Source organism: Salmonella enterica subsp. diarizonae (assembly GCF_008692785.1).
Lineage (GTDB): Bacteria > Pseudomonadota > Gammaproteobacteria > Enterobacterales > Enterobacteriaceae > Salmonella > Salmonella diarizonae.
This window is the reverse complement of the sequence record NZ_VXJV01000008.1, coordinates 151222-167659: the sequence shown is the minus strand read 5'-3', so window position 1 is coordinate 167659 and position 16438 is coordinate 151222. Positions and strand designations below refer to the sequence as shown.

Here is a 16438-nt window from a genome sequence, read left to right as displayed (position 1 = left end):
TCTCCGTAAGAATAATGTTGTACGTCTGCTGTGTTGCACGCCTGTCGCAGGCCGTCACCGGCAGGGAAGCAGCAGGGCTCCCCGGCTGAGATTCGCGTTCTCCGGCAGGGACAGCCGGCACTGCGGCCTGCCGCCCCATGTCACGACCAGAGCATTCCGCTCTGAAGCATCAATGCCCGTCAGGTAGACCAGCCCGTTATCACCCGCCATCCCCGCCGTTTTACCGGTTTTCTCCGACACGACCTGCGCGCCGAATGGCGGACTTGTGCCGTCAGCCAGCCGGATATGCCCGAATATCTGTTCTCCCTGGCTGACGTCTATCTTCCTGTAACCGACGGCCCCTTCCGTCAGTACCTGGCTGATCACCGGGTCAGCCACATCCACGCCGTCCGGCAACGCGGACACATCCACGGAGACGTCGCCCGGGCGATAGCTGCTGCCCGCGCTCACCACGGCCACCCCGAAGTGGTTGGTCACGCCGCTGTTGCCGTTAACCGGCACTCCGGACACGTCTCCGGTATCAATCATCATCCGCGGCTCATTCCCGGCCATTGACTGGCTGAACGCAGCGCCATGTGCCGTGGCGGTCAGTGAGCCATACCAGTTCAGCCCCAGACTGCGGTACTGACCGGGCTGCAGGGTGGCATCCGCGCTGGCCTGGCCCCACGGCAGACGGCTCTGGATACTCCCGCTGAAGCTGTCACTGCTGTTGCTGTCATACCGGTTATGGCCGGCGCTGATATTCCATGAGGTATCCGGGTTATGGAAATCGCTGTAATTCACGGTCTGCAGCATACTGCCCTGGTTATCCTTCTGCAGGCTGTAACTCACCTGGCGACTGTCCCCCCAGGGGACACTGACCTGGAAATAAACCTGGTTTTGTGTCCGGTTGTACGCCGACTGATTACGGGACAGTGACAGTGACAGGTTAATGCCGTGTACGGGCCCCATATTCATCGACTTACTGAGCGACAGGGTCCAGTTATTGTTTGAATCAGCATTCCAGTAACTGAGACGGCTCAGGGAAAGCGAGGCATTCATGTTCAGGGCTGACAGATACTGATTCCAGCTTACGGAGTAGCTCTGCTTTTCATCCTGAAGATACTCCCCGTCATACACGGAACGCGCCAGATACTCCTGCAGGGACAGAAAATGCCGGTCAGAGAAACGGTATCCGACGAACGCCAGCGTGCTGCCGGTACTGTTAAACGTTTTGGTGTAGTTAACCCGGTAGCTGTAACCGGACTGGATCTGCCCGTGCGGGAGCTGTGCATCCGAGCGGGTGACATCCACCGATATCGCGCCGTAGAGCCCCATGTTCTGCGCCGCACCCAGGGCGACGGACTGGTAATCGCCGGTGGAGGCAATCACGCCGCCGTACAGCGAGGTGTTATTAAATGCTCCCCAGGTGGCCTCGCCGAGCAGAAAGTCGGGACTGACCGTGCTGTTGTTATGCGTCCCGCCGTACAGCGGACGTCCGGCGGCCACCTTGTAGCGAACCTGCCCCTGACGGGCCATAAAAGGCACGCTGGCCGTGTTGACCTGCCAGGCCCGGACGCTGCCGTCGCTTTCGCGCACCGTCACGTCAAGATTGCCGCTGATGTTCTGGCTCAGGTCCGGCAGTACGAACGGTCCGGGAGACACCCGGGTCTGGTACAGCATGCGGCCGTTCTGGCTGACGGTCACCTGCGCGTTACTGTTCGCAATGCCGCTGATTTGCGGGGCATATCCCTGCAGGGAGGACGGCAGCATGCGCTCATCGCTGGCCAGGGTGAGTCCGGCAAAGCGGAAGGAGTCAAAAATGGCGGAGCTGAGATACGTCTGTCCCAGCGTCAGTTTCGAGCGCAGTGAGGGCAGCGCCCGGAACAGATACGTCTGCGGCAGGTAAAAATCAGACTGCACGCTGCCGTTTCCGCTGGCATAGCGGTTGTACTGATAATCGCTGCGCAGGCGCCAGGCGCCGAGGTTAAACCCGGCGGTGCCGTACAGACTGTAACTGGTGGAGGTCTCACCCTGATGCGGCATGTACCGGTTGGCCATCAGGTTATAGTCCAGCAGGGCCGCCGTGACGCCCTCGCTCCAGCGGGCCGGGGGCACCCAGTCCGGGTCCTGGTATTCCATCCACGCCTGGGGCAGGGTGACGGACAGGGACTGGTTGTCCGGTGAATACTGTACCCTGCTGTCCGCTGTGCTCAGGTTAAGGCACTGACCGTCCGTCCCTTCGACCGGGACAAGCTGACGGCGGCTCTCCTCTTTCAGCCCGAGCATGTCTGTCAGTGCCGGGGTGATGCAGAAGCGTGAGCGACCGTTGCCGGTCTCCACCACCCTGACGCTGTACTGGCTGCGGATGAGTCTGTCGTTCAGGTAAATATCAAGCAGGTAATCTCCCGGCGCAACGTAGCCATCCCGGCTGAAGGCGGATAAATCCACGCTGCTGTGGTCACTGTTTTTAAGAAAACCGGCGCTGAACTGTGTCGCCCCTGCCGGTAACGTCAGTATATTCAGGGTAATCAGCAGTGCCGGCCGGGTTATTTTCATGGTATGTGTCGCTGTCCGTGTTACCTGAATAAATTAAAATCCGTTGCTGCTGATATAAACCGCTCCGTGAAATATCAGCCCGCCACTGAAGAAAGAAAATAAACAGTTCCGGTGCCCGAGTATGCCGGATAAATAAACAGCGAAACTGTTTATTACTGTCTGAAATAAATACCGGCCTGCGGACCGTATCAGAAATATTTCAGTTTATAGGTGACTGTGGCGCCGACAGCGCCCTGGGAGGCTGCTCCGCCAACGGTTATCATACGGGCAAAGAAATTCAGCTTATTGGTTGCCGAAGAGGTATCCAGTGTAATATCACCTGTTGTAGGTGTCGTCTTGCTCAGGTCCACAGGATTAACGCCATCACCTTTCAGGAGCTGAATAGCTACATTAGCGGCAGGGGAGTTTGCGGTATTTGCTATTTCTCCTTTAACCAAATCGCCGCCCGGTGGGGGCATAACACCAGGGAATGTTACGGCCACTTTTGAATAGTTACCTGTTGTGCCATCTGTCGGTGGCGTGCCAGGGGCTGCCTCAAATGAACATCCGGTCAGACTTATGGTAACAGGAACCGAACTGGAGTACTTGTCTGCTGCTGATAGTGATTTCATACTGACCTGACCCAGGTCCACTTTGATGTTCTGGCTGTCCGGCACAATGCTGCACGGCGCATCAATGACTGAGCCACTGAAGGTCATTGTCCCTCCGCCAGCGTCAGTGGTGGCAATAGCACCAGCAGCAAAAGCCGAAGTGGCGCACATCATACCGGCAGCCGTCATGGCAAGTATTATTTTATTACGCATAGATAATATGTCCTTTGAGCAAATGAGAATTATTGAGCACAGGCTGAAAACAGGTCTGAAAATATTAATGAGAAGCGTTCAGGTGAAGCAGGTATTAATAATAGATGCCAGGAGACAACCAACATGTCTGAACCGATCTCAGGATGCTGCTATTTCAGCTAATGCCTGGATAGTTATAAGAAAAGTCTCATTTAAATTAAAATAATAAAAATAGATCGATACGATCGATGTTTATGATCGTGATTTAAGAATAATCATCAGGGAAACACTTTTTAAAAGAATTATTAGTATGGGGAATGCCTTGCCTGTAGATATTCACTGTGGTTATGAAATATTTTGTAATATTATAGATGAAATGTATCTTTTGTTTTGTGGGGGAACTAAATATCATGAATGATAATTTCAAAAATGCGTTCAAATAGTCGCAATTAACAGGATTAAATCCTGTTGTAGCGGCAAGTATCAGATCATTAACTCCAATTCGTTAAGTTTATGAATATTTATAAACTGTCCTGGTGTAAATTCGATAAAGATTAATCGGCAAAGCGACATATTTCTTTAATTGTGATGCCTGTCACGATATGCCGCTATTTTCCTCGCTGCACTCAACGCAGTATGAAACTACAACAGCTAACATTGTGTAGTTGTCAGGAGGTCAGAAGACTGGAACGTTACCCTTTGTTTATCCGACCTCTTTTTATCCATCCTGAATAATCGGGTACCTAAATGTGATGGCATTGGCAGGTATAAGGTCTGATGCTTTGTCGTCTGGTGAGGTTAATGCTCGCTATAATCGAATTTATCGATCGTTATGATCGATAAATTCGCTTTAAAGTTATAACCTGCTGTCTCTAATCTGTATCTGTCGTACGAACGTGAGCTTTTTCATAGAGGAAATTGCAGAATCCCGAACTGATGTTTCTCATCAGTAAGCGATATGTGGATTATCCCATGATGACACCGCTGTAGTGGAGTAGTGGAAATGCCCGATACTATAAAAAGAATGCAGTACATTTACCGTCTTCAGCAGAGTAAGTTAACCAGTCTTAGCTACCTGACCGATGGACTTGGCAGCGTTCGTGAAAATCTGGAGCACTTATGTTCAGCTCATCGGCTATTGGCCGGAGAGCTACAGGACAGCGCCAACCGGAGTAGGTTGGTTATCAGGCGTCTTGAGCACTGGAATGCTAAAGAAACAAAATATGCTGACTCTGAAAGGACTCCTCTGTCCCCAGTGAGAAGAAAATCGTTATTGCAGCAGTTGAGAGAATTTCATACCACTGCCTCTTCAGTTGCCGAAAGGATTCATACATTTTCGGTTGAGCAGCGTTATGCTGCTGAATTACTCGACTTGTCGGTTATCACAATAAAGCATTTCTTATGGCGCGAGCGAGTATTTATGGCGATTATTCTTGGCGGAGATGATAACGCGTCGCTGAAATTGATGAGCGCTGAAAAGTGTCATCTGGGCCTGTGGTATAATGGACGAGGTAAAAAAGCGTACTCACATTTACCGATATTCCGTTCGCTTGGGGAGATACATTCTCGCTATCATGAAATGATAAATAAAATAATTGATAAGGGGGTTGAGGGAACGGAGTTTAATCAATTGTCCAGCGACCTTGCACAACTAGAGGTACTCAGTCAGCAGCTTGTCGGCGGCATTGTCCGGATACAAAAACATATTGCGCTGTTACATAAACTGCAAACTGAACTGAGCGTATAATACGGGATACTTACAGCAGCCGGACAGACTGCCTGAAGCGTTACTTGAACATTCTTGTACGGGATTCAAGTGCGCCACAGGTTTCGGCATTATTTGTTTTTAGCTTGAGTGATCTCAGGCATGGATAGCGTACGTTTCCATTATTCATTACTTAAAACGTAGTGGGGGTCTTGAAGGTGGCGCGCTATCACCATACGCTGCATTAAACCGTTGGGTGGCTTCTGCAAGACGCGCCGTTTCTGCGTCAGCCATACAGCGTGCTGTAAGAGTAAAGTCTTCCAGATCAGGGATTGCCCCGGCTGAGTTTTTATTCGCTTTTACCTCAGCTAACCTTTCATCCAGCGTTGTAAAATCAATATTCTGGTCTTTTGTATAAAGTAATAACTCGTATTCCCGACAGAGATCGGTGAAAGTACCTTCAACTTCCATAACTTGTAACCCATTAGTTATCTGTGATTTTTTTTGTTCGTCGCCTGATTCTTGCGAGATACTAAATTCAATTTCCGACCCTCCGATTAACGTTACTTTTGCCCCTGTCATTTCCATGGATATAGCCTTGCTAAGTGCATTATGTATATTGAGAATATTATTCTCATATAAATTTTCATATTGTCCGGTGACCGGCGAAAAGTTAATGACTGGCGCAATTGTGCAGGCTCGCATCTGTAAAAAGAAGTCCAGCGGCTGATATTGACTGCTAATGTTATACAGACCAGGCGCATTATTAAACTCCTGACCTAGCTTCATACAGATATCGCTAAACGTTCCTGGGATTTCTTCTGTATGCTCACCATCTGATATCCTTACAGAGGATTCACTAACGTGCTCATGGTTAATTTGTTCTAATGTTAAAATTCTATTGTCCTGGAGTTTAATCTCGGCAACGTTATTCCCCGTCACTATAGCTACCGCAATCCCATTATGAATATTCTCGGCATTAGCGCAATAATCATTAATTTTATCACGAACGTTGCAATAATTTTCAATTAGTCGGATAATACCATATCCAATTCCCAGAGTGAGTGCTCCAACGATTCCTTTGGCGATTTTAGTGGCAAGTTTATTTTCATAATTTCCTGCAGCTTCATGCAGTTGTGTATTTGCGGTAAACGCCCTGGCATAGGTTTTCGCTGAATTGATGTGCATCGGTACTCCCCTATTTATATATATTAACTGATTACTGTAGTTATCAGTATAAAATTACGGATTGATTATGAGTGAAAGGGAGCCTGTAAACTTTCAAATAACGCTCAGAGAGTTTTTTAGCCGTTGAACCAATCATTTTCTTCAATAGGGGGCTGGGGTTTCGTCGCGCCACTCAAAAATGCACATAGTTTTTCACCCGCCGTCAATGGCTCAATGGGGGTTTTCCCGAGGGCGGTCCGGGTCATGACTATGGCAGGACCAATAAGCATGGACCACACTTCGCTCGCGTCTTGCTCAAGAGATGTGATGCTAAGAAACAAAGATTTATCTGAAGGAAAGCGGTGCCGGGTATTAAAAAGTTTCAACCAGGCGCGGGATTGCCAGTCGGCCTGTGTTGATCGTGTGCCGAAGCGGAATACTATTTTTAGTACGGAGATACCCACAATGCTTAGCCCCAGTATAAAGGGACTCCCGACGTTTACGATGACGCCGACCCCGAAAAGAACGAGAGCAAATGACAGCACGTTATCCACTCTCCGGGTAAAGGTGCTGTACAGCTTTTCCAGATAGTACCGGTAAAGAATTTGATAACTGATTTCATCCTTGCTCATACATCTCCAGATGGCTTTTCGATTACGCTCCGGTACGCACCCGAAGCCTGACAGATTCGGCAATTATGCCATACTTCCCGGAGGGTATTAATTAGACAGGGTATAAATAGCATGCAAATATTTTGAGTTTTTACTCAAAATCACTTTGAAAATCATTTTGCCTGATGTAAGCCATTCAGTTGTAGAGGGGACGTATCAAAAGTTGCCGCGCAGTCTGAACTGAACAGGCGCCATCGCAGCCAGACTCTCACCGTTGTTTCTAATTGACAACCTGTATTCGCAGCACGGCAGATGTCACGACTGACTCTATTAGTACCGCTGTCGGTTAAAGCGTCGTGATCACATTTTCTATATATAATAATTTGTTGTCTTTCGACCAGTATTGTCGAGTTTTTTGGTTTAACTCAACAATCCATTTAAAAACGCCTGCTGTTGCCAGATCATTACAGTACTTTTCATAGGAGTGTCCTCCAGAAAAATGTTTAGCGGAAGTGAATTTTATTAATTCTGCATTCGTTGTTGAACTGACTTTAATTAGCTTTCTATTGCTCTTAACCGAAATAAAGTGACCGGTATGGGTAATGATTTTAACATTACCGGTAGCAACAAAATAGATATAATAAGCAATATTATTGTGTTCCAGATCGATTAAAAATGCGTTGAAATTTGCATCCCTTCTGACGCGCTCGAAATAATTATTAAGTATAAGCTGTAATTCCATTTGTTAACCTATTGTAAGTTATAATGCTATATGTTGTGCTAGAGTATTGTTGCTTTAAAAAAAACCGTACAAAGATGTTACCAAAAAGCAATAATAATCGTCTGGTATCATATAATTTACGTTATGATTGGAATAGTGTTTCAATTGTTACTGATTATTTCTTGTTGAGTGTTTTTTGGACCGCTACTAGATTAGCCCATTCATATAAATTTGTAGTTCTTCCGATCGACATGAAAATTAAAATAAATAATTTTTTTAAAAAATCAGTAGGTTAGGTGTGTTTTTGATGATGTTTTCTGTGGCCGAAAGATATGGGGGGGTAACTTTATTGGTTCTGAAAAAGTGGATAATTCACCGACAGAAAAATCGGTGGGCAGTCTATGTATAAGGTAAAACCGTAACGGTATCAGCATGAATAATAATATTCATGAATGTCTCGTGTGATGCAGAAGATGAATTGGGGTTACGTTTTCCCTGTTCAGGCTTGTCCTGGTAAAAATGAGATTGGATAAAAGCTGATCACGTTTTGCCGAAAAAACACGCTAAGTGATAGAGTGCCAAAATTCACCAGGTAAATAAAATTTATAAAAATCAACATGTAAAGAGGATTGTGTCGGAAGTGGTTATTTTTTGAAAGCAAGGAACCTAAACAAGGTGTAGCTATGCATACATATTCAAAAGGAGAACTACCGTGACTAACATAACACTATCCCCCCAGCTTTGTAGAATTCATAAAAGTGACGTTGAACCAGTAAAAGAAAAAACAACGGAGAAGAGCGCGTTTGCAAAAAGTATTACCGCTGTTAGAAATAGCTTTATCAGACTATCTACGAGTCTGTCAGAGCATTTTAGCTTGCACAAGCAAACAGAAACACCGACTACCCATTTTCATCGTGGGAACGCTTCTGAGGGACGCTCAGTATTAACCAATAAAATTGTTAAAGATTTTATGCTGCAAAAACTCAATAGTCTGGATATCAAAGGGAATGCGAGTAAAGATCCGGCCTATGCTCGTCAGACATGCGAAGCCATATTATCATCGGTGTACAGTAATCATAAAGATCAATGTTGTAAATTACTCGTCAATAAAGGGGGCAGTATTACGCCCTTTCTGAAAGAGATAGGAGAGGCTGCGCAAAATGCGGGGCTACCTGGAGAGATAAAAAATGGCGTATTTACTCCAGCTGGGGCAGGGACGAATCCTTTTGTCGTTCCTCTCATCTCTTCAGCGAGCACTAAATATCCGCATATGTTTACAAATTATAATCAGCAGGTGTCTTTTAAAGCATATGCTGAGAAGATCATTATGAAAGAAGTTACGTCGCTGTTTAATGAGCGATCGATGCAGACGCCACAACAATTTCAGTTAACAGTGGAAAATATTGCGAATAAGTATCTTCAGAATGCCTCCTGAAGATAGCAAACATAGTGCTACTGTTAAGCATGTGAATTGATAGCAGATTTTCTTAAACTGTATACTCATTTTTATGGCGACGCTGTTAACAAAAGGTCGCCATCTTTATTTTAATATAAAAATCAAAAGGATATCCTTAAAACTTAAAATAATTGTTATTACTCTAAATACCTGCATAACCAGACAGCTTTTTTTGTAACGCCACGTGCTGTTAAGTCTATGATACCCGCACACGGATGATGTCTCGATAAGGATTAATGGTCTGTTAACTGTCAGGAGAGGTTATGCCGCCTTTAAAAAAAATTGTGCTGCTCCTGTTTTTGGGGGCGATGCTAGCCACGGTAACGACACCTGCATTGGCGCTGATGTGTCTTGCAAGTCACTCAGCTAAAGAGTGTGCTGAAGTCTGTGGTGTCGATATGTGGTTTATGTTTTTGCCATGTTTTTGAGGAGGAGAAATATTGAATGTGAACAGGCGATATTGAGTAACTCGCTGCGCCAGGGGATAACGCTCCCTGGCGCAGTCAGTTATATTTTATTCCGCTGATAACAATGAATTTATTCTCTACTGTTAAAATACGCTATTTACAACAGAGGATATTTACTAAGCAAAACAACCTATACGCGCTATCCTTTTATATCCGTCCAGGATAATGAACGACAGGAAAAACATGATGCGGCCTGAAGAAATTTATCAGCGAATAGAGGGGAAGGATTGGCGGCATATCTGGGTTGTCGGCGATATCCACGGCTGTTTTTCAATGTTAATGAAAAAGTTACGTGAGTGTCGATTTGATCCGCAACAAGACTTGTTAGTTTCTGTGGGCGATATTATTGATAGAGGGCCAGACAGCCTGCGCTGCCTGGCCTTACTGCGTGAGTCATGGATGAGGGCGGTTCGCGGCAATCATGAACAAATGGCGCTGGATGCGCGGTCTTCATCGCAGTCAACGCTGTGGTTTATGAATGGTGGCGACTGGTTTACCCGCCTGACGACTGAACACGCTGCGCAAGCTGAAATGCTTTTTACCCTTTGCCAGTGGCTGCCCTGGATACTGGAAGTTCGCTGCCGCCATAGCACGCATGTGATCGCCCATGCTGATTATCCGTCGTCAACCTATCAATGGCAAAAAAAGGTCGATTTACATCAGGTTCTCTGGAGCCGCGAACGGCTTATGAATAAACGTGGCGGGATCAGAGGCGCCGATCATTTTTGGTTTGGCCATACGCCGCTGTGTCGGCGTATGGATTTTGGCAACGTACACTATATTGATACGGGCGCAGTATTTGGCGGACAATTGACGTTAGCGCAGATGCAATAGCGGCATTTGGAGAGGTCAATGTCGGGGTTAAAAATCGCTATATTGCTGCGCAGGTCGCCAGAAGCCGTCGATAAAATCCTCCACCGGAAAACAGCCGCCGTGGCGAATACGTTGATCGTCCATCGAATAAAGACATTGCTGCTCGGTATCGTAGATGTCCACAACGATATCCTCGCATCCTCCATCCAGGTAACACACAAAAAGTACCAGCGCGAACATTCCATCCTCAATGTTAACTACTTTACACGATAGTGTAGGAGAGGTTAGCGCAAGGGGGAAATGAGAAAAGGAAGAATAAATAACCCGCCTGGCGACGGGTTCTTTTTGAGTCAGGCAAGACGCATGACCCAGGCATCAGATTTAGGATCGTAATGATTACGGAACAAAACGGAATGTTCCCCGTTAAGAAGGGCGGGAACGCTGGTTTCGGCGTCCCAGGCGTCAAGCTGCATACATAAATCCGGATCGGATTTACAGGGGATAGTTAACGTTCGCTCTCCCGGCGATTCGCCATGTAACTCGGCATCGTCGATTTCAAAAGCGCCAATGCGCACACTGGTTTTCATCATCGTGCTCTCCGTTAATACGCTAATTGTGGTACGACCAGTTTAGTCGTCCATTTTTCAGCGTAGTCAACGTGCGCAAAAGCGCCAGTCAAAAAGTGCGGTTTTTTTGTGCGCCCTTTAGCGGTTACCGGTAAAGAGTTTACCATCTCGTACCAGTTCACGCGGGTAGCTGTTCTTTATTCGTGAGCCGATACGTTTTGCCAGACCGAGCGGCTGATGCTGGAACGTCACCAGTATATCATCAGCGGCAGGGGGTGTTTGCGGATAAATATCCCGTCCGCGATACCACTCCTCTGCCTCTTGCGGGGAAAGTTCGAACGCGTGAGCATGATTCCGACTGGCAAGGGCTATCGTTGCCTCATGTTGCCAGCGATAGCCTTTATTATGACTTTCGGCCAGCTTAATGCCGAGCCGGGAAAAACGGACTTTTCCGATCAGGGGTTCAATCGCAGCCGGGAACAGCCAGACCTCTTTTTCACGCTGCCAAAGATGGAGATTTTCATCCCAGATCAGTCCGACGGCGTTGGCCACCTGGGTAACGTGTAATGCTTCGCGGCCTTTGAGGGGGGTAAAAGGAAACTTCCCCACTTTATACGTCGGCGCGGGCATGGCTGGAAGGGATGAAATTTTACGCAGACGTGCGACAAAGAACCCTTCGCAGTCGTAAATTTGTGGGAAAACGTGCAAGAAGCCTTCCGGCGTGAGGGCGCGGTCAGCCTCAGGAAACAGATCATCCAGCGGCAAAAATTCAACGGCATCGGCGTAGGTCTCTTTCAGCCAGAGGCAGACCGCTTCGTTTTCCTGGCGATTTAACGTGCAGGTGGAGTAGACCAGCGTGCCGCCGGGCCGTAAAGCATGAAAGGCACTGTCGAGCAGTTCCCGCTGTGTAGCAGCGATATCCAGATTGCTTTCTGGCGACCAGTTTTTTAGCGCATCAGGATCTTTACGTACTACGCCTTCGCCAGAGCAGGGCGCATCCAGCAGGATAGCGTCAAACATCTCCGGCAATGCGGCGCCAAATACGCGGCCATCGAAATGCGTCAGCACGGTATTGGCGATTCCACATCGGCTGATGTTAGCGTGCAGAACTTTGACGCGGCTGGCCGAAAATTCGTTGGCCAGAATGGCGCCGTGGTTCCCCATGCGGGCAGCGATTTGCGTGGTTTTGGAGCCTGGCGCCGCCGCCATATCCATGACCCGCTGCGGATGATTATTACCGGCGAACAGCGCCGCGACCGGTAGCATCGAGCTGGCCTCCTGAATGTAAAACAGGCCGCTTAAATGCTCAGCGGTACTGCCCAACGGCAACGCTTCTTCATCATCGCGCTCGATCCAGAATCCTTCCTCACACCACGGGATTGGCGTGAGCGACCAGCCGTAGGGCGCGGTTAAGGCGAGGAAATCAGCCACGGATATTTTAAGTGTATTGATGCGTATACTGCGGCGCAACGGGCGTTGGCAGGCCGAAATAAACTCATCAAAAGAGAGCGTGGAAGGCATTGTTTCACGCATTTGCCTCAGAAAAGCGTCGGGAAAATAGACAGTGTGTTGAGCCACAGGTGTATCGCCGGCAAAAAAACAGGCGCGCAGTGTAGCATAAAACGCTCCGGCGCGAGTACGCCGGAGCCTGGTGTTTAACGTGGCAGGGCGGTGCCCCATTCACGCCACTCTTTCGGTTCGCTCTCTTGTAACAGGAAGTGCTTACCGGCCTGCGCTTTCGGCGCCAGCGGCGTACCTGGCGGAGTGGCGAAGGCGATACCACCGCGGATGAATTGATTAAATGTCCCTGTTTTCACCACGCCGCCTGTCAGACCAAAGTCGAGACTATAGCCGGAGGCGAGCCAGAACACGGAATTATTGCGCACCAGATGTTGGTAACGCTTACTGATGCGCAGGGTGATCATCACGCGATCGGAGAGCGACCCCAGGGACATTCCGGTGACGGTTCCCACTTCGATACCGCGGAACAGAACCGGTGTGCCGATATTAAGCGAGCCTGCTTCTGACGCCTCCACGACGATGCTTAATCCATCCAGGTAGCGCGAGTCGGTGATGGTCGCTTCCTGTAGCTCAAAGTCGCGCCGCGCCGCGCCGCGTCCTGGCTCAACGTTAATATAGGGCTGGAGAATCGTATCCAGATGCTCGACGCCCGCCGCAGAAATTTGTGGCGTAATAACGGAAAAACGCGTCCCGGCGCGGGCAAATGTCTGTACGTACTCCGGATAAAGTACGGCTTTTGCCTGCACTTCATTACGCGCGGTGATCAATTCCAGCGTCTGGATCTGACCGATATCGATACCGAGGTAACGAATTGGCATTCCCTCCGCCAGTTTTCCGGCGTCGAACGCGTGCAGCGTAATTTGTCCGCCTACTGCGCGGGCGGAAGTTTCTGAAGCATAAAGAATACGTTTATCGCCTTTGCGCCGACTGGCGCTGGCGCCGCTCAGGTTATCAAAACTAATGGCGCCTTTCAGCGCGCGAGAGAGTGGAGAGGCCTGCACCGTTAGGCCGCTACCGTTAAGTTGCACCTTCGCGCCGCCTTCCGCCCAGAACACACTATTGCTGGTCAACAGGTGGCGATACTCCGGCTTAATATGCAGGTCGATGTCAAAGGTATTGGCGCGTGGTCGGACAGTGATGACTTCGCCTACTTCAAATTTTCGATACAGCACGACGGAACCGGCCTGAACATCCGGCAATGTTTCGGCAGTCAGCGTCAGGGTGGTAGTGGGTAAGTCACTGAGGCTATTTTCCAGCGCTTTCTCCAGGTTAGCATAGAGCGGGTAGGTGGATTTCATCTTCCCGCCTGTACCTGGCAAAATGCGAATCCCGCCGTCAATCCACTCGCTGGCGCTGGCACCGAGAAACTCTACGCCGTCAAGGCCGACTTTGACATCCACCCGGCTGTTGACCACGAATTTACTGTCGCCCTGTACCAAATCCCGGTGCTGCGGTTCAATCGCGACGGTGAATGACACCCCTTTACTGGATAAGTTGCGCTCAATGATCTGGCCAATTTTTACGCCATGTAAAATTAACGGCTGTCCCGGTTCGATGCCGTAGCTTTCCGGGGCCGTCAGCGTCAGGATTAAGGCATTCGCCTCATGCAGTAAGGCTTCTTCACCCGGCACTACCATAAATTCACTGCGCGGTTCGCCGTCGCCCGGCACCAGCTCGAAGGTTTTTCCGGTTAACAACGAACTGATATTCGCGTCGCTTAGCGACAGCCTGGGATTGCGTAACTCAATACGCGTATTTTCCCGCATCAGCGGAACAACGCTGGGATCGACGGTCATCTCTCCGGTAACTTTACCGCCAGGGTTGAGCGTCAGTTTAGAAAGCTCTCCCACCTCCAGTCCCTGGTACATTAGCGGCGTAGATTCCGCTTTCAGTCCGTCCCCGCTGGGTAGCTCAAGTTTAACTATTACCCCTCGTTGGCTATGGGCTAAATCTTTATATAAGCCGAACGTGTCATCCTGGGCGGCGGGTTTGGAATTGTCCGGCGAGTCAAACGCAATCGCGCCATTGACCAGGGCCGCGAGGCTTTCCAGTTTCACTTTCGCGCCGCTCAGGCTCAGATCGGCGTCAACGCCGGAGACATTCCAGAAACGGCTGCCTTTCTTCACCAGATCGGTAAACCGTCGTTCAATCAGAACGTCAATCGTGACGCCCTGTTTGTTAGGGTTAATCGAATAGTCATACACCCGTCCGACAGGGATTTTACGGAAATAGACCAGTGAACCGCTATTGAGCGAACCAAGATCCGGCGCATGGAGATGAATCATCAGATCGCCATTGCTAAGCCGGTATTTAGGCTGTGTATCCAGGGCGACGAAATGATCTCTGGGCTTACCTTTACCTGGCATCATACCGATGTAATTCCCGCCGACCAGCGCATCCAGGCCGGAAACGCCCGCCAGCGAGGCTTTGGGCGTCACCAACCAGAATTGCGTCTCTTCGCGCAACGCATCCTCCATATCTGATTTGATGCTAACGCGAACTTCAATTTTGCGCAGATCTTTGCTCAGGCTGACATCTTCCACGGTGCCGACTTCTACTCCCTGGTAACGAACGGGAGTACGACCCGGTACGATACCGTCCGCCGACATAAAATCGATAGTCACGCTATTGCCGCGATCCTGGTAGCTATCCCATACTAACCACCCTGCGATCATTAGCGCGATAAGCGGCAGCAGCCAGAAAGGTGAAATACGGCGTTTGGTTTTAATTTGCGCTTCAGTCTTCGAAGCGGGCGTTTCCTGGCTCATGTGCATCCCAAAGTAAGCGGCTATCCAGCCATTCCACTGCAAGAATAGTCAAAATTACCGCTGCGCCGAAATAAAACGCAGCCGGTCCCATTGTAAAAGCCAGAATCTGATCGCGATTAATCAGAGACATGGTTAACGAGATAACGAAAAGATCCAGCATCGACCAGCGGCCTATCCATGTCACCAGACGCAGCAACAAAATTCGTGTTCGCAGCCCCTGTTCGCATTTGAAATGGATACTCAGCAGTAACGTAAACATCACGATGACTTTGGTAAACGGCACCAAAATACTGGCGATAAAAACCACGGCGGCGACGGCGATATTGCTGCTGGCGAGCGACATAATACCCGACAGGATAGTATCTTCCTGACGCCCGCCATTAATATAAATCACTGAGATAGGCAGCAGATTTGCCGGCAGCAAAAAGACAATAGACGCCAGCAATGCCGCCCAACACTTTTGCACGCTCTGCTTTCTGCGTAACCGTAGCGGAATATGGCAACGCGGACAGCGCCCTTTAGCATCCGGATAGCCGCTAAAGTGGCAGCCAAGACAGACGCGTAATCTTTCGTCCGAACGTTGGGCAGGGCGCTGCGGATAAAATCGTTCCCATAGTTGCTCCACATTCAGATGAATCATAGTCAGAATGCTAAGAACCACCAACGAGACGAACGCTAAAAGCCCGATGCCCGGCTGCAGAAAGGCATAGTCCTGTACTTTGATAGAAGCAACGCCAATACCGACCAGATAGATATCCAGCATCACCCACTCTTTCAGTTTTTCCAGCATCAGCAGGACCGGGCGCAGATTCATGCCGAGGAGGCTGCCAAACCACAGGTAAGCGATTGAAAAAACGAGAATAAGCGGCGCACCCACCACGCAAAAGAGCACCATTGCGGCGGTTAACGGATCGCCCTGCTGCGTCATTTGCCAGATGCCGTGCATAACATTGGCATCAATGCGTACGCCCAACAGGTAGATGTGGAGTAGCGGCTCGCTCCAGGCAAACGGCATCAGTAACAGCATGGTTACCGCCATCGCGGTCAGCCGCGTCAGCGACCAGTCGCGACCATCGCGAATTTTGGCCTGGCAACGAGGACAATAAGCGCTTTGATGAGCGCTCATCTCCGGTAAGCTGAACAGCATGTCGCATTCAGGGCAGCGCTGATAGTGGCTGCGCGGCAGCGCTTCGCTAATTGACCAGATCGTTAGCTTTTTTGTTGGCGTGACGTGTGAGGTGTTCAGAGCCATGTATCGTGAATCAAAGTGTTAGAATAATGTAATCTTAACTCATGACAGGAATAATCTTGAGCAAGAACGCA

The 16438-nt window shown here is 49.1% G+C and carries 14 protein-coding genes; 4 read left to right on the top strand and 10 right to left on the bottom strand.

Annotated features, from left to right (window positions below):
- Nucleotides 1–54: 54 nt before the first annotated feature.
- Together stdB and F4V72_RS17435 are read right to left on the bottom strand one after the other, a co-directional pair.
- Nucleotides 55–2538, bottom strand: a complete 2484-nt coding sequence (stdB, locus tag F4V72_RS17440) for a fimbrial outer membrane usher protein StdB (RefSeq protein ID WP_136058322.1) — start codon at nt 2536–2538, stop codon at nt 55–57.
- Nucleotides 2539–2726: 188 nt separating this feature from the next.
- A complete protein-coding gene (locus F4V72_RS17435; protein WP_136058321.1) occupies nt 2727–3341 on the bottom strand; it encodes a fimbrial protein in 615 nt (204 codons plus the stop codon).
- 982 nt (nt 3342–4323) lie between these two features.
- On the opposite strand from F4V72_RS17435, the gene F4V72_RS17430 reads away from it, so the two are divergent.
- Nucleotides 4324–5067 carry a CZB domain-containing protein gene (locus tag F4V72_RS17430; protein WP_053528964.1) on the top strand — a complete coding sequence of 248 codons (744 nt, stop codon included), beginning with the start codon at nt 4324–4326 and terminating at the stop codon, nt 5065–5067.
- 147 nt (nt 5068–5214) lie between these two features.
- Here F4V72_RS17430 and F4V72_RS17425 read toward each other — a convergent pair whose 3' ends face one another.
- The 3 genes from F4V72_RS17425 to F4V72_RS17415 all read right to left on the bottom strand — a co-directional run bounded on the left by F4V72_RS17425 (nt 5215) and on the right by F4V72_RS17415 (nt 7545).
- Nucleotides 5215–6213 carry a hypothetical protein gene (locus F4V72_RS17425; RefSeq protein WP_053507867.1) on the bottom strand — a complete coding sequence of 333 codons (999 nt, stop codon included), beginning with the start codon at nt 6211–6213 and terminating at the stop codon, nt 5215–5217.
- A gap of 116 nt (nt 6214–6329) precedes the next feature.
- Nucleotides 6330–6824: a hypothetical protein gene (locus F4V72_RS17420; RefSeq protein WP_114048873.1), complete on the bottom strand. Its 495-nt coding sequence runs from the start codon at nt 6822–6824 to the stop codon at nt 6330–6332.
- 325 nt (nt 6825–7149) lie between these two features.
- On the bottom strand, nt 7150–7545 hold the full coding sequence (locus F4V72_RS17415) for a DUF1398 domain-containing protein (RefSeq protein ID WP_023247736.1): 396 nt from the start codon (nt 7543–7545) through the stop codon (nt 7150–7152).
- Nucleotides 7546–8236: 691 nt separating this feature from the next.
- Here F4V72_RS17415 and sopE2 point away from each other — a divergent pair.
- The 3 genes from sopE2 (at nt 8237) to pphA (ending at nt 10281) form a co-directional block, all read left to right on the top strand.
- Complete coding sequence (gene sopE2 / locus F4V72_RS17410; RefSeq protein ID WP_053528967.1) at nt 8237–8959, top strand: type III secretion system guanine nucleotide exchange factor SopE2; 723 nt, start codon at nt 8237–8239, stop codon at nt 8957–8959.
- 284 nt (nt 8960–9243) lie between these two features.
- Complete coding sequence (locus tag F4V72_RS17405; protein WP_023247734.1) at nt 9244–9408, top strand: hypothetical protein; 165 nt, start codon at nt 9244–9246, stop codon at nt 9406–9408.
- A gap of 222 nt (nt 9409–9630) precedes the next feature.
- Nucleotides 9631–10281, top strand: a complete 651-nt coding sequence (gene pphA / locus F4V72_RS17400) for a protein-serine/threonine phosphatase (RefSeq protein WP_114048872.1) — start codon at nt 9631–9633, stop codon at nt 10279–10281.
- 27 nt (nt 10282–10308) lie between these two features.
- Here pphA and F4V72_RS17395 read toward each other — a convergent pair whose 3' ends face one another.
- The 5 genes from F4V72_RS17395 to yebS all read right to left on the bottom strand — a co-directional run bounded on the left by F4V72_RS17395 (nt 10309) and on the right by yebS (nt 16367).
- Nucleotides 10309–10500 (bottom strand): YebW family protein, encoded by a 192-nt coding sequence (locus F4V72_RS17395; protein ID WP_000457838.1) that lies wholly within the window; start codon nt 10498–10500, stop codon nt 10309–10311.
- Between the two features lie 110 nt (nt 10501–10610).
- The gene (locus F4V72_RS17390) at nt 10611–10847 is read right to left on the bottom strand and encodes a YebV family protein (RefSeq protein ID WP_024149645.1); all 237 of its coding nucleotides are present in this window, start codon (nt 10845–10847) and stop codon (nt 10611–10613) included.
- 117 nt (nt 10848–10964) lie between these two features.
- Nucleotides 10965–12404: a 16S rRNA (cytosine(1407)-C(5))-methyltransferase RsmF gene (gene rsmF, locus F4V72_RS17385; RefSeq protein WP_053507940.1), complete on the bottom strand. Its 1440-nt coding sequence runs from the start codon at nt 12402–12404 to the stop codon at nt 10965–10967.
- Between the two features lie 77 nt (nt 12405–12481).
- Nucleotides 12482–15115: a PqiB family protein gene (locus F4V72_RS17380; RefSeq protein ID WP_053507870.1), complete on the bottom strand. Its 2634-nt coding sequence runs from the start codon at nt 15113–15115 to the stop codon at nt 12482–12484.
- The gene (gene yebS, locus F4V72_RS17375) at nt 15084–16367 is read right to left on the bottom strand and encodes a membrane integrity lipid transport subunit YebS (RefSeq protein WP_023247729.1); all 1284 of its coding nucleotides are present in this window, start codon (nt 16365–16367) and stop codon (nt 15084–15086) included. Before yebS ends, F4V72_RS17380 begins: the two co-directional genes overlap by 32 nt.
- Between the last annotated feature and the right edge of the window lie 71 nt (nt 16368–16438).

Coding starts and splice junctions, on each gene's coding strand:
- F4V72_RS17430 (WP_053528964.1), top strand. CDS start 4,324: ATGCCCGATACTATAAAAAGAATGCAGTACATTTACCGTCTTCAGCAG.
- yebS (WP_023247729.1), bottom strand. CDS start 16,367: ATGGCTCTGAACACCTCACACGTCACGCCAACAAAAAAGCTAACGATC.
- F4V72_RS17405 (WP_023247734.1), top strand. CDS start 9,244: ATGCCGCCTTTAAAAAAAATTGTGCTGCTCCTGTTTTTGGGGGCGATG.
- F4V72_RS17420 (WP_114048873.1), bottom strand. CDS start 6,824: ATGAGCAAGGATGAAATCAGTTATCAAATTCTTTACCGGTACTATCTG.
- F4V72_RS17390 (WP_024149645.1), bottom strand. CDS start 10,847: ATGAAAACCAGTGTGCGCATTGGCGCTTTTGAAATCGACGATGCCGAG.
- pphA (WP_114048872.1), top strand. CDS start 9,631: ATGATGCGGCCTGAAGAAATTTATCAGCGAATAGAGGGGAAGGATTGG.
- F4V72_RS17425 (WP_053507867.1), bottom strand. CDS start 6,213: ATGCACATCAATTCAGCGAAAACCTATGCCAGGGCGTTTACCGCAAAT.
- F4V72_RS17395 (WP_000457838.1), bottom strand. CDS start 10,500: ATGTTCGCGCTGGTACTTTTTGTGTGTTACCTGGATGGAGGATGCGAG.
- F4V72_RS17435 (WP_136058321.1), bottom strand. CDS start 3,341: ATGCGTAATAAAATAATACTTGCCATGACGGCTGCCGGTATGATGTGC.
- F4V72_RS17415 (WP_023247736.1), bottom strand. CDS start 7,545: ATGGAATTACAGCTTATACTTAATAATTATTTCGAGCGCGTCAGAAGG.
- stdB (WP_136058322.1), bottom strand. CDS start 2,538: ATGAAAATAACCCGGCCGGCACTGCTGATTACCCTGAATATACTGACG.
- F4V72_RS17380 (WP_053507870.1), bottom strand. CDS start 15,115: ATGAGCCAGGAAACGCCCGCTTCGAAGACTGAAGCGCAAATTAAAACC.